The following is a 12,876-nucleotide window of genomic DNA, read 5'->3' on the forward strand; positions in this document are numbered from 1 at the left end:
ACTCGCTACAATTTTGTGAATCGTAAAAAATTTTACACAAATCCCCACATCTGGCGCGGAATAGCGATTGACAGTGCAAAATCAGAATGTGTACACTTAGAGTGATTTTTCGAAATATGAACAATATTCCATAATACGGAATAAAGGGAGGCAACTATGTTCCAAGGCAGCCAATCCATGGTCAAAAAGATGAAGACAGTCATCATCAAGCATCCCCGTGAAGCTTTTATCAGCCAGGCCCACCTCGAAGAATCGTGGAAAACCTTTAACTATACAGACCGTCCTGATTGGGACAAAGCTTTGCACGAGTACGAGAAGTTCGAAGCCATTTTGCAAGAGCATGTGGAAAACGTCCTGCATCTCCCGCAATCAGACAAAACCGGACTCGATTCCATCTACGCCCATGATCCGGTGAAGTTCACGTCCCAAGGGGCGATCATCCTCAAATCCGGCAAAGAGCTGCGCCAGGGTGAAGCAGAAGTATACAAAGATTTCCTGCAAGCAAACAACATTCCGATTCTCGGACAGTTGACAGGCGATGCCCGCTCCGATGGTGGCGACCTCGTCTGGCTGGACGAAAAAACGCTCGCCATCGGGCTAGGCTTCCGCACCAACCAGGCGGCGATCGCGCAAATTACGGAGATGGTCAAAGATTTCACGGAAGAAATCATCGTCGTTCCGCTGCCATACGACCGCGGCCCGGCGGAGTGCCTGCACCTGATGTCGATTATCAGCATGGTTGACCACGATCTCGCCGTCGTCTATTCCAAACTGATGCCTGTTTTCTTCCGTCAGCTGCTCATCGACAGAGGCATTGAACTGATTGAAGTTCCCGACAACGAATACGATAACCTGGGCAGCAACGTCCTCGCGCTCGCCCCTCGCCTGTGCATGGTCGTAGCGGGCAATCCGATCACAAAAGAGCTGCTGCAAAAAGCGGGCGCTACGGTGTACGAGTACGAGGGTCATGAAATCTCGTATAAAGGCACGGGCGGCCCTACTTGCCTGACTTCTCCGGTTGAGCGGGTGTAGTTTACATGGAATTGGGAAGCGGAGAAATTCGTTCTACCAATGAAAACAAGCCATAATAGAGATTCTATGGCTTGTTTTTTTTTGCCTGGTTATGTGTTCTATACAAGGAGTAATTTTTGCAAAGAGTTTTGATAAAAGATATTATTAGATTACGCATTAGTAGTAATTATCTGGAAACTCAGTAAAGTTATGTATTCGCTTTGATCTCATGTCCGGCAACAAGATTGAAAAAAATGGGTTGGACTTGGAAGCATCGTTCACTATTTTGGAAAATCCAAACGATCAATAAGTCAATGGGTTAAGGAGTTAGAAGATGCTAAGCTTATAGAACGTATGCAAAGGAAGCGAGCGAGATATCAAAACTAAGGTAGTAAAAGCCAGCAAAGATTTGTATCATGATCAAAAAAATAAAAGAGAGTGTGAAATATGAAAAAAATATTATTGGTTTGTATCATGGTAATGTTGATACTAGCATCGGCTTGTGGAAATGTTGAAATGACATCAAATCCACCTACTTCTAGTGAGCCTAAACCTGAAACGGATGAGTCTATTATTCAAAAAAACACATCCGATTGTTTTAATGCAGAAAATATAAATTTAGATAGTGAAACTGAAAAATATTTCTATGGAGTTTGGAAAGTTGAGAAGCTTTTAGGATTTGCAAATTCATGGAATGATGCTTCTGAATATCCAACAGGGCAAAAATTTATTGGAGATGAATTGATAATCAAAAAAGACTTTTTTTCATCAAAAGGACTTAAAAACTATAAGAAATATCAATATGAACTAAAAAATCCATTATACGAGATTACAGCGACATGCTATAACTCTACCTCTTTTTATAGATTATATAAAATAGATATCCCAGACTTAAATGAAAATGATGTAGTAAAAGTAATAGATATAAGTGACCCTTCTACAAACATGCACATACCTGTAAGTATAGGTTTTTTTCTTGTTAATAACGATAGGCTGATCTTGATATCAGAGGCAACTATTTTTGAGCTAAAAAAAATTACTGATTAAATAGGTGACAAAAAAAGAGAGCCTCGACAAAGCCGGCTCTCCTAACCTAAATCAAACAATTCCGCGTAACGTAACGCAGCAACTTGTGCCGCCGCGATTACAGAAAATGCTGCATCCAAATATTTGGCTCCACGTACTTGGCCTCGTTTTTCTCCACATCGATCCGCACAGGAACAAGCGCGTCCGGAATGATATACGTGCCGGACTCAGGGAACTTCAAGCCTGTCCATTCCTCCCAGTTGGCAATGCTTCCCACGATCGACATGGATTCCGACGCCACTTTCATGATTTTCGCCCCCATCTTCCAATGCGTGCGAACCCACGGATCAAAAGGAGCGCCCTCTTCCGTCTTCCATTCGATGTAGTTTTCCATCGGGGTCAACGGATACTTGTGCTTGAGCGATGGGCGAACAGGCGCCACCATATATTCCAGCCCGTTTTGCTTCGCAATGTCTTTCATCGCCGCTACCATGTGACGACTCAGTCCAAGACCGCGATGCGCAGGGTCGATTGAAATCGAAAGCGCCGACAATGTGTTTGGCTTCTGGCCTTGGGCGTGTCCTTCAATCCCGCGCAGGAAGACGTCTCCCCAGCCCTTCGGCATTCCTTCCAGCGTGCCGTCCCAGTAAAAAGGAATCGAGTTGCCCACGGCCATTACCTTGTCGTTTTCATCGGTCAACAAATATTGAAAAGAAGCAAACCACTCTTCCAGCCGATCGTAGTGCTGGTCGGCCACTTCGTCATGCAGCATGAAGGTAGACCAGCTGGCAGCGAGCACTTCGGCCATCTGATCGTTCAAATCAGGACGTTCTGCTTGTGTATACACCTTGTATGCCATTCTTTCCATCCTCCCAAAAACATCGCTGTCTCTCTGTTCGCCAAAAGGCTCCTCGCTAGAAAGTCAGGAAATCCTTTCCACGACTCTTTCATTCTATCAAAACTTGTTTGAAGCACAAACTTTTTCGCCGAATCGCCCTTTTCCGAAAAAACTTCTGATTGCTGCGTCACAAAAATTGCCCCCGCCTCGTTATATGGTCAAATCGCAGCGAGGAGCTGATCTCCATGAACGAAATGACTGTGGTCGTAGTCGGCGGCGGCTATGCCGGAATCAATGCCGTTAAAGCAATCCAGGACACATGGAAAGGACGCCCTGCACGTATCGTCCTGATCGACAAGGAGCCTTACCATCTGCGCAAAGTTTTGCTGTTCAAGCCAGCTGTCTCCCAAGCCGATATCGCCATCCCGTTGAAAACCATCTTCCCCGCAGGCGTTGAATTTTTGCAAGGTACGGTCGTTTCTGTCCAGGGAAGCGCCAAGATGATCCATTATGTAGATAAAGGCGGAAAAGAACTGTCGCTTGCGTATGACGTGCTCGTCCTCGCGGTAGGCAGCGTCGCCCGCCGAGCAGAGCCGGAGCAGGGCGGAATCGCCTTGTCTGATGTGGCAGCCGCCGAGACGATTCGCAACACATGGCAGCAAAATATGCGGCTGGCCGTTTTGGAAAAGCGCCCCGAAGAAAGACAGCGGCTTTTGACAATCGCTGTCGCAGGGGCGGGCATCAGCGGCATCGAGACAGCTTCGGAGCTTGCTTTTTCCATGCGTCAGGAAGCGCAACACCTCGGCATCGCTCCCCATGAAGTCACTGTCTACTTGCTCAATGCGCAAAATCGCCTCTTCACGGAAGGACCTGTGAAAATGGCGCGCAAGCTGGAACAAGCTTTGCTGGACGGCGGAGTCACGGTTTTGCACGGGACAAAAGCCATTCGCGAGCAGGACGGCAAGCTGAGTCTGTCCACGGGCCGCACGCTTGCTGTCGGTCTGTGCATCTGGGCGCTCGGTCTGCTGCCGAACCCGGCGCTGCGCCAGATGGGGTTGCCGCTCACCACACACGGCCAGCTTGTCGTGGATGAATCGTATCGGGTCGCTGGCGCCCCTTTCGTCTACAGCATTGGCGATTGCGCTCGCATCGTCGACCCGGCAAGCGGCCAGGCGGACCGGATGACGTGCAAGGAAGCGAGCAGGCAAGCCGCCCGGTTGAGCAAAATTATCCTCGCTGATCTGGATGGAACGCAGTCTCCCGTTCATAAAAGTTGCATGGATTTCTACTGCGTCGGATTGGGGCCGGAGCGGGCGATCGTCTGGACGCGCCAATGGGGCGTGGACATCATTTTGACAGGGAAATTGGGCTGGAAGCTGCGTCAGTTCACGTGGAATATTGCCAGCATGATAAAATAAGGAAAAAACGATGCTGACACTAGACGCCAGAGGAAGTGAACATGCGATGGAGACCCTTTATCAGCAATACAAAGGATTGCTGTTTCGTCTCGCCTACCAGCTCACAGGCTCGGCCACAGATGCGGAAGATATCGTGCAGGATGTCTTTTTGAAAGCGTACGATGTCGAGCTGGAACAAATCGCAGAGCCAAAAGCCTACCTGTGCAAAATGACGACAAACCGCTGCCTCGATCTGTTGAAATCGGCACGCCACAGGCGGGAGCTGTACACGGGGCCATGGCTGCCCGAACCGATCCCTACTCCCGGAGCGGACAGCTACGAATCGGTCATCACCAAAGATTTGTTGTCGTACGCCATGCTCGTGCTGCTCGAACGCTTGTCTCCGGTCGAGCGTGCGGTCTTCGTCCTGCGCGAAGCTTTTGCCTTCGACTACGACGAGATTGCCCAGCTTGTCGGAAAAAGCCAGGCCAATTGCCGGAAAATCATCAGCCGCTGCAAAGCCAAGCTCGGTTTGGATGCAGACGAACAGCTTCACGCGCACGAAAAAGAAATCGGCGAAGAATGGATCGGCCGTTTTCTGCATGCGCTGGAACACGGCAATGTCAACGCTTTACTCACGCTCTTGTCCGCAGATGCTGAACTGCTCTCGGATGGCGGTGGAAAAGTATTCGCTGCCATACGTCCGGTCGTGTCTGGCAAACGTGTCGCGGAGTTCTTGCTTGGCTTGATGCGCTTCGCCGCACAAGGCTCTCCGTACGAAGTAGGGCTTGCTTCGCTGAACGGCCAAACGGCACTCGTCATCCGGCAAAATGACGCAGTAGATACAGTCGTTTTCCTGCACAGCAAGGCAGAAAAAATTCACCGCCTGTACTTCGTTCGCAACCCGGATAAACTGAAAGCTGTCCTGTAAAGGCAAAGCAATGCCCCCTTCGCTCTCGGTACGAAGGGGGCAAGTTCACGCTCATGACTTTGTTCACTTACAGGCGAAAGCGCTGGACGATCTCTTCCATCGAATGCGTCAATTCCGCATTGCGTTCGGAGATGGTCGCGATTTTCTGGTTGTTGTGCGCGATAATTTGCGCCTGCTCGGTGATCGCTTCCACGCTGTATGCGCTTTGGCCCATGGAGCTTGTCACTTGCTCCACGATCGCCACTACACTGGCAATCGACGAGTTCAATTCTTCGAACGAAGCGCTGAAATCCGTCAGCAATGTGTTGAAATGATGTGCGTCGCTGTTGTATTGCTCTGACATGTGAATCAGCTTGCCGTAATCCGGGCGGACTTTGCTGTCGATAAACTCCAGCACGCTGGAAGAGTTTTCTGCGAGATTGTTCACGGATTCGCGCACGATGGCGATAATTCGCTGAATATCGATGACGACCGCAGACGACTGTGTCGCCAGCTTGCGTATTTCATCAGCCACGACGGAGAAGCCTCTTCCGCTTTCCCCGGCACGCGCCGCTTCAATCGCGGCGTTCAAGGCGAGCAAATTCGTCTGCTCGGAAATATGCAAAATCGCTTCTGCCAACAAATTGATTTGTCCCATCGATTCGGTCGACTGCACAATCGCCTGCTCCGTTTGCTGCTTCACGCTTTGATACAACTCGGCTGCCGATACTTGCGCCGCAACGGCATTTTCCTTCAACACATCGGCTCGCTGGCTTACGTCCTGAGAGGTAGCCGCTGCTTCGGTCGTGCGCAAAGTGACTGCGTGAACGACATGCTGAATATCAGTAAGAGTAGCGTTCATTTCTTCCGTCGAAGCCATTGTCTCTTGCATATGCGACAGCAAGACAGCAGTCGCCTCCGCCGTTCCGCTCGATTGCTCGCTGACGGCCACTGTGGATTGCTGCACGCTTTGCGCATTTTCCGCTACCACATGAGAGACGGTCGCAAGCTTGCTCGCCACTTCCCGCAATTGCTCGCGCATGACCAAAATCGACTTCGCCATCAGGCTGATCTCATCCTCCGTCACCTGCTCCTTCGCCACGATCTGCTCGCGCAAGTCGAACTCGGCTGTTTGCGCAATCATCTTGCGCATGTGGTCGAGCGGTCCGGTAATCAAGCGGCTGAGCACAAACGACAAGATCAGCGCTCCTGCCACCGCTGCCGCCATTTTCAATAGCGCAGACCGGAGACTGTTGGCGAGCACTTCGTTGCGCTCCGTATTGTTGTAGACGATTTCCACTACACGGGAACGGCTCAGGTCGTTGGCGCTCTCATCCAGCTTGTATGGGATATAGCGGTATGTTTGGTCGTCCTCTCCCGTACTCTCGTGAAATTCCTTGATCGTCTGCGTGGAGAACGCCGCTTCAAAAGTTGGCGCAAACCGCTGCGCGATGCGCAAAGCTTTGCCGTCCTCCCCTTTTTTGCCGAGCGCGTAGCCATCGTGCGAGTAAACGGTGATTTCTTTCACAATGCTGTATTTGCCTGCGATCTCCTTCGAGACATCGAGAAAGTTGAACGTCTGGAACAAGTCGCTGTCCTGCAAATTCATGCTCGCTTCCAGCAAATATTTGTGATCCCCGGTTGGGAGATAGGCGAACTTTTTGATCTGCCCGCTGTTGACGGACACTTCCATTCCGTCGGCGGAAAACTTGCTTCCGTCGATTCGTTTCTTCAACACCTCCGCGAAAGCTCCCGATTGGCTAAAATCGAGTCCCACGTCAGAGGCGACACTGGACTGCACTACTTTGATGTTTCGATCAATGACGAAAAAATCCATTCCGTACTGCTCGCGCAAAGCCGCATAGTCCCACGCCGAAAGCGCCGAGTTGGCCTGATAGTTTTTCGCCAGCTTTTCCAGTGCGCCCTTCATCCGCTCCTCCATGTCTTGCTCGAACACGCCGTACACGAGATCGACGTTTTTGACGGCATGAATGATCCGATCCTCGACTAGCTGATACTGCACCGCTTTTTCCGAAAGGATCGTGGCCTTGAGCTGCGAATAGTCGATCAGCGACAGCACAATCGCGACCAGCATCGTAAACAGCGAGATCATGACGCTGAGTTTCATTTGAAAAGACACAAAATTTCGTTTCATAAGTATGCTCCAATAGTCTCCGTATTTTTCAACAAAACTCAACATAATTTACCATATCTTAACTTGTCAATATTTCTTCCTGATGACTTTATTTTGCAAAAACTATGTCTTCTTACCTTTTTGCGCTTTTTATGTCCATCCGAACACATGACAATCGAACTAAGGTTAACATCGTGCCAATAGTGTCAATGAACACCGTATGAACTTATGCCCTAAACCACTGCATCAAATCGTTCCTTGTGTTAAAATCACCTGGAATCAATATCCATCACAGGATATCCATTCTATTTTTATAAGGAGGGCACGTACACATGCGTCCACCAAGCAACAACGAAATCATCATTCCTGAAAATCCCGTGTCACAATTTTTGTTCACCAGCACCCGTTCGGCATGGATCTGGCTGATCATCCGCGTGTATGTCGGCTACACTTGGCTGACAGCAGGCTGGAAAAAAATCCATACCGACTCCTGGACAGGAGACAAAGCTGGAGCTGCCATCGAGGGCTTCGTCAAAGGCTCGCTCGCGAAAGCAGCGGAAGGAAAAGACGTCACCTCCTGGTACGGCTGGTTTTTGGAAAGCGCCGTTTTGCCAAATGCCAAGCTGTTCGCTTTCATGGTCGCTTACGGCGAGGTACTGGTTGGTCTCGGACTCATTCTCGGCTTGCTTACCGGAATTGCCGCTTTCTTCGGCGGATTGATGAACGTCAGCTTCCTGTTCGCAGGGACAGTCAGCACCAACCCGATGCTGTTTGTTTTTGCCACATGGCTCGTTCTCGCTTGGAAAGTCGCTGGCTGGTACGGTCTGGACCGTTGGGCTTTGTCGTACCTGGGCACGCCTTGGACACGATCGAAGTCGCGTAACGTGGGCATGCACTAGCCTCTCGTTCCATTCATCATCCTGCATACGGCAGGCAAAAGACGCTGGCTGCACCGGAATCTTCTGGTGTCGGCCGGCGTTTTTTTATTCAGGATCAAATCGCTTGCAACAGCAGCCGCTTTCCGCCTTGCTGCTGATTCAAGGACAAATTGTATGAATTATTCCCGGTTTTAAAAACAGAATATTCATGAATATTTATACAGAATGTTTAATGACAGATACAGGAAACTGAATTATCCTTCTACATATGAATTTTTAAAAATATTCAAACAACTAGGAGGTACTGATGAAAAAATGGTTGCGAGTTGCCTGTAGCACCGCGTTACTAGCAAGCCTCATGATCGGCTGTACGACGAAGCCCGCTGAAAATGCCCAGCCTGCCGCAAGCCAGCAGCCCGCTGGTGAGACCGGAAAACCTGCCTCGGGAGAACCGATGGTCTTGCACTGGAGCATCACGGGCGAACCTCCGACGATGGACCCCGGCATTGCTACTGACGCCTCCAGCATGGACATGATCAATCTCGCTTTTGAAGGACTGACTATCGTCGATCGGCAAGGTCAGATGATCAACGGAACAGCAGAGAGCTTCACCAACTCCCCTGACTTTACCCACTTCACTTTTACCTTGCGCAAGGATGCCAAATGGAGCAACGGCGATCCGGTTACCGCCCACGATTTTGAATACGCTATCAAGCGCAATCTCGATCCGAAAACCGCCTCCGGCTACGCTTACCAGCTGTTCTACATCAAAGGCGGCGAAGAGTTTTTCAACGGCACAGGCAAAGCAGAAGACGTCGGCGTCAAAGCCAAGGACGATTACACACTCGACTTCACCCTGCGCTCGCCTACGCCATTTTTCCGTGAATTGACCTCATTCACTACTTATTATCCTTTGCATAAAAAGACGCTGGAGAGCAATCCGAAATGGGCAAGCGACGCCTCTACCATCGTCGGAAACGGCCCGTTCGTCATCGACCAGTGGGAGCATAAAGCGAAGCTGGCCTTTTCCAAAAGCCCTACTTACTGGGATCAGGCCAACGTCAAGCTGGATCGGATTGAAATCGTCGTGATTGAAGACAACAACACCGCTCTCTCGATGTTTGAAAACGGCGATCTCGATTGGGGCGGCTATCCTTCCTTCGGCCTTTCTCCTGATGCAATCGGGCAAATCAAGGAACAGGGCAAGCTGGTCGTCGCCGATAATCCGGGGACAAAGGCAGTCATTTTCAATACGCAAAAACCGCCTTTTACCAACAAAAAAATTCGCCAGGCTTTCTCTTACTCCATCGAACGCCAACAGTTAATCGACAATATTTTGCAAACCGGGGTACCGCCTGCATACGGTTGGGTGCCGACCTCGATGGGCTTGAACCCGGACGGCTACTTCAAGGAAGACATAGACAAAGCCAGGCAGCTGCTCGCGGAAGGCATGAAGGAGCTGGGGTTGAGCGAGTTCCCGAAAGTGACGTACTACTACGACACGGGAGAAACCGACAAGAAGATCGCCCAGGCGTTGCAGGACGAGTGGAAGAAAACGCTCGGCGTGAACATCGAGATTCGCACAGCCGAGTGGAAAGTGTTCAACGACGACGTCCAGAACGGGAAATACGACTTCGGCATCTGGCTATGGGGCGCCGATTTCAACGACCCGATCAACTTCCTGGAAATGTACAAGGACAAAGAAGGCGGCAACAACGTCGTGCGCTTCGACAACAAAGAGTACCGCGACTTGTTGAACAAAAGCTACTATGAAACCGATGCCGCGAAGCGCAAACAGCTGATGTTTGACGCGGAAAAAATTCTCATGGACGAAATGCCGCTCGCACCTCTGCACTTCCGCGGCAACGCCTATGTGAAAAACGACAAAGTCAAAGATTTCGTGATCTTCCCGCTCGGAGGCTCGTACTTCAAGTACGCGTATGTAGAAAAGTAGCTCGCTTCGCTTGTCCGAAGTGGCCGAATCGCTCGAATCCCCAAAAGAAAGAGGAGCTTTGCCTGTTTGATCGGCAAGGCTCCTTTACTTTTTGCTGAAAGCGTTCCTAGCCCCAGCCCCGTCTCGTCGGGAAGTCGGACAGTCAGGAAGTCAAGCTATCTCCTATCCCCTCAGTGACCGCAGCAAGCTGGCTGTCTCGTGCGGATGGCTGAGCGGAAAATGATGGGCCAAATCATGGCGGTGTACCGCGATCTGCCTCTCCCCAAGCGCTATCTCCTGCTCGCTTGTCAGGCGATAGGCGCTGTCTTGATTTCCCCATACAAGGTGAACGGGAAAAGCGGCAGCTTGACCCCACTCCATTTGCTGAAAATCGTGCATGAAATAACGCAAAACCTCTGCGTGTGTCTTGCTGATGCGCGGTGATTGCAGAAGGCTTTTTGTCTTGTCCAGATAGCCAGCCGGCACCTCAGCCACGAAGCGAAACATCCCTTGTTCAATCATCGTGCTCTCCAGACGGGGGCGGGTCAGCTGCTTTTGCAAAAAGCGCTGGAGCAAGCTCTCGCTCTTCCCGATTTGCACAAGCAGCGGGTTCTGCTTCGGGGCGTGCAGCGGCGGTTGCAGCAAATACACTCCGGCGATCTTGTCCGGCACTCGCTTGGCCGCTTCCCATGCCAGGAAAGCACCAAACGAATGCCCTGCCAAATGGACGGGAGCAGGCAGCTCTCGGAGCGCGCTGGCGACCGCCTCGATGAAGCCGCCCAGCTTTTGCTCCCGGTGATGATAGGGCGATCTGCCAAAGCCCGGCAAGTCCCACAGCCATACCTTCTCCTCGCCAAGCTGCTCAGCCAGCGGGAACAAATCGCCAAGCTCGCTGAACAAGCCGTGCAACAGTACCCATGGCGCTCCCTCCACGCCTGGCTTCTGATAGGCAGCCAAGCCTGCGACTTTCGCCCGCCGAAAAGCATCGGGAGCGGCATCGCCCCGGGCAGACAAGCGATAATCGAGATCAGCCACAACGCTTGGCAGATGGCTGTCCGCTTGATATTCGCCCACGCCCCTCGTTTGCTTCATTTGCTGAAAAGGCGCGAGCGGGAACTGTTTTTTCACGATAAAGTCCATCGAGTTGGCCGGAACGCCGAGCAAGCGGCTGCCTCCGTTGCGCACGATCGTTTTCAAAACGGACAGCGGGAACGGGACGGACGGCGGCTTCATTCGCAGTTCTTTTGCCATGAGTTGCACCAGTTCCGGGAAAGACGGCGTCGCCCCGCGCTCGTTCAAGGCGTAGTACGTCTGGTGCGCGATGCCTTTTGCCTCGACAATTCCGACGATCACTTCTGCCAGATCGTCCACGGCAAGCAGCGGGAGCCACCATTCTTTTCCGCCGGGCAATACGGGAAATTTCCCCTGCCGCATGGAGTTGACCACAAGTCCCAGGCCATCCGTCTGCTCGGTGCTTCCCGTATGCCGCGGCCCGATGATTGTGCTCGGATTGACGACAACCAGCGGCATTCCTGCTTGATGAGCTTGCTGCCGCACGTACAGGTCAGCCAAAAACTTGTATTTTTCATAGCCTCCCGCATGATCGAACAGCTTGTTCTCGGCGAACACATCTGTGGCAAGCGTCGCGCTCGCATCGTCAAAAGGGCTCATGTAGCCGACAAGGTGAATGAGCTTTTGCAGCCTTTTGCGCTGGTGCAGCTCGCCCGCCAGCTTCAACAGATGATCGGCTCCTTGCAAAATGACTTTTCTGGCCGCTTCCTCACCGAGCGAGATATCCATCGGCACCCCGGCATGAATGATCGTATCTGCGGCAAGCACCCGCTGGTAGTCAAGCTCTGACAGCCCCAGCCTCTCCTCGCGCAAATCCCCCCGTACTGCGCTGCTGTTCGCCTGCTCTTCGGCTGTCATTGCAGCCAGTTGCCTCTCCCACTTTTCCAGGGAGCGCACGAGCGCCAACACCGTATGTCCTGCGCGTGCCAAGCGCCTTGTTACCTCCCGGCCGATAAACCCTGTCGCTCCTGTTATCAATACAACTGCCATAAAATGAACCTCCCTTTAATAGGACTAATTGGTACTAATCAATTGCAAAAAAAGCCTACACTTGAATCAAGTGTAGAAAAGTAGCGCCTGCGTTTATAAAAGCTTCTGTGTTGCCGTAAGACTCGGCAAGCTGCATGGCTCCTTCCAAAATCGTGATGAGAAGCGCCGCTGTCTCGGGAACCGGAATCCCTGCCTTGAACTCTTTTCGCTCAACTCCTTCTCTTAGCACATTTTCCGCTACTCCTTGCAGCTCGCGCATAAACGCGTGGATGCGAACCCGAACCTGCGGGATTTGCGCGGACAGAAGGGACAGGATCGGACAGCCTCCCACACAGTCTCGCCCGTTCAGCTCGTCAGCCAGTGCGGCAAAAATTTGCTCGATCCGCCTCGCAGCGGTCAAGTCCCTGGCCTGGGCAATCTCATCAAGCACCGTGCGCAACAATTGGGCGCGGTAGTCCAACACAGCGACAACAAGCTCCTCCTTGCTCTTGAAATGGTAGTAAATATTTGACTTGGAGACTTTGCTCTGCGCCACGACGTCATCCATGCTCGTATTCATCAGCCCTTTTTGCAAAAACAGAGCGGATGCGCTGGCAATCACATGGTCGCGATTCGAGATTTTTTTCATGATTAGAACTATATAGTCCTAATCAAATAATGTCAAGCGACAAGCTGCTCGGCACATGCA

The 12,876-nt window shown here is 51.4% G+C and carries 10 protein-coding genes; 6 read left to right on the forward strand and 4 right to left on the reverse strand.

Going from position 1 to position 12,876, the window contains the following annotated elements:
- Positions 1-156: 156 nt before the first annotated feature.
- Both HP435_RS25165 and HP435_RS25170 read left to right on the forward strand, forming a co-directional pair.
- The gene (locus HP435_RS25165; protein WP_173599386.1) at positions 157-1,032 is read left to right on the forward strand and encodes a dimethylarginine dimethylaminohydrolase family protein; all 876 of its coding nucleotides are present in this window, start codon (positions 157-159) and stop codon (positions 1,030-1,032) included.
- A 426-nt stretch (positions 1,033-1,458) separates the two neighbouring features.
- A complete protein-coding gene (locus tag HP435_RS25170) occupies positions 1,459-2,058 on the forward strand; it encodes a hypothetical protein (protein ID WP_173599387.1) in 600 nt (199 codons plus the stop codon).
- Between the two features lie 97 nt (positions 2,059-2,155).
- Here HP435_RS25170 and HP435_RS25175 read toward each other — a convergent pair whose 3' ends face one another.
- Positions 2,156-2,896, reverse strand: coding sequence for a GNAT family N-acetyltransferase (locus HP435_RS25175; RefSeq protein WP_173599388.1), 741 nt, complete (start codon positions 2,894-2,896; stop codon positions 2,156-2,158).
- A 224-nt stretch (positions 2,897-3,120) separates the two neighbouring features.
- Here HP435_RS25175 and HP435_RS25180 point away from each other — a divergent pair, with 224 nt between their 5' ends.
- Positions 3,121-4,293, forward strand: coding sequence for an NAD(P)/FAD-dependent oxidoreductase (locus HP435_RS25180; RefSeq protein ID WP_173599389.1), 1,173 nt, complete (start codon positions 3,121-3,123; stop codon positions 4,291-4,293).
- Between the two features lie 46 nt (positions 4,294-4,339).
- Complete coding sequence (locus HP435_RS25185; protein ID WP_122963753.1) at positions 4,340-5,203, forward strand: RNA polymerase sigma-70 factor; 864 nt, start codon at positions 4,340-4,342, stop codon at positions 5,201-5,203.
- Between the two features lie 67 nt (positions 5,204-5,270).
- Here the strand turns inward: HP435_RS25185 and HP435_RS25190 are convergent, their stop codons facing one another.
- Complete coding sequence (locus HP435_RS25190) at positions 5,271-7,337, reverse strand: methyl-accepting chemotaxis protein (RefSeq protein ID WP_173599390.1); 2,067 nt, start codon at positions 7,335-7,337, stop codon at positions 5,271-5,273.
- 311 nt (positions 7,338-7,648) lie between these two features.
- Here HP435_RS25190 and HP435_RS25195 point away from each other — a divergent pair, with 311 nt between their 5' ends.
- Positions 7,649-8,215, forward strand: coding sequence for a DoxX family membrane protein (locus tag HP435_RS25195; protein WP_122963751.1), 567 nt, complete (start codon positions 7,649-7,651; stop codon positions 8,213-8,215).
- Positions 8,216-8,501: 286 nt separating this feature from the next.
- Positions 8,502-10,148 carry a peptide ABC transporter substrate-binding protein gene (locus HP435_RS25200; protein ID WP_173599391.1) on the forward strand — a complete coding sequence of 549 codons (1,647 nt, stop codon included), beginning with the start codon at positions 8,502-8,504 and terminating at the stop codon, positions 10,146-10,148.
- Positions 10,149-10,310: 162 nt separating this feature from the next.
- Here the strand turns inward: HP435_RS25200 and HP435_RS25205 are convergent, their stop codons facing one another.
- Together HP435_RS25205 and HP435_RS25210 are read right to left on the reverse strand one after the other, a co-directional pair.
- Positions 10,311-12,188 (reverse strand): alpha/beta fold hydrolase, encoded by a 1,878-nt coding sequence (locus HP435_RS25205; protein WP_173599392.1) that lies wholly within the window; start codon positions 12,186-12,188, stop codon positions 10,311-10,313.
- A gap of 55 nt (positions 12,189-12,243) precedes the next feature.
- Positions 12,244-12,816, reverse strand: a complete 573-nt coding sequence (locus HP435_RS25210) for a TetR/AcrR family transcriptional regulator (RefSeq protein WP_122963748.1) — start codon at positions 12,814-12,816, stop codon at positions 12,244-12,246.
- Positions 12,817-12,876 lie beyond the last annotated feature (60 nt).

This window comes from Brevibacillus sp. HD3.3A (assembly GCF_013284375.2).
GTDB lineage: Bacteria > Bacillota > Bacilli > Brevibacillales > Brevibacillaceae > Brevibacillus > Brevibacillus parabrevis.

Excerpts from the sequence above, each read along its gene's own strand:
- HP435_RS25165 (WP_173599386.1), top strand. The coding sequence starts at position 157 with ATGTTCCAAGGCAGCCAATCCATGGTCAAAAAGATGAAGACAGTCATC.
- HP435_RS25170 (WP_173599387.1), top strand. The coding sequence starts at position 1,459 with ATGAAAAAAATATTATTGGTTTGTATCATGGTAATGTTGATACTAGCA.
- HP435_RS25175 (WP_173599388.1), bottom strand. The coding sequence starts at position 2,896 with ATGGCATACAAGGTGTATACACAAGCAGAACGTCCTGATTTGAACGAT.
- HP435_RS25180 (WP_173599389.1), top strand. The coding sequence starts at position 3,121 with ATGAACGAAATGACTGTGGTCGTAGTCGGCGGCGGCTATGCCGGAATC.
- HP435_RS25185 (WP_122963753.1), top strand. The coding sequence starts at position 4,340 with ATGGAGACCCTTTATCAGCAATACAAAGGATTGCTGTTTCGTCTCGCC.
- HP435_RS25190 (WP_173599390.1), bottom strand. The coding sequence starts at position 7,337 with ATGAAACGAAATTTTGTGTCTTTTCAAATGAAACTCAGCGTCATGATC.
- HP435_RS25195 (WP_122963751.1), top strand. The coding sequence starts at position 7,649 with ATGCGTCCACCAAGCAACAACGAAATCATCATTCCTGAAAATCCCGTG.
- HP435_RS25200 (WP_173599391.1), top strand. The coding sequence starts at position 8,502 with ATGAAAAAATGGTTGCGAGTTGCCTGTAGCACCGCGTTACTAGCAAGC.
- HP435_RS25205 (WP_173599392.1), bottom strand. The coding sequence starts at position 12,188 with ATGGCAGTTGTATTGATAACAGGAGCGACAGGGTTTATCGGCCGGGAG.
- HP435_RS25210 (WP_122963748.1), bottom strand. The coding sequence starts at position 12,816 with ATGAAAAAAATCTCGAATCGCGACCATGTGATTGCCAGCGCATCCGCT.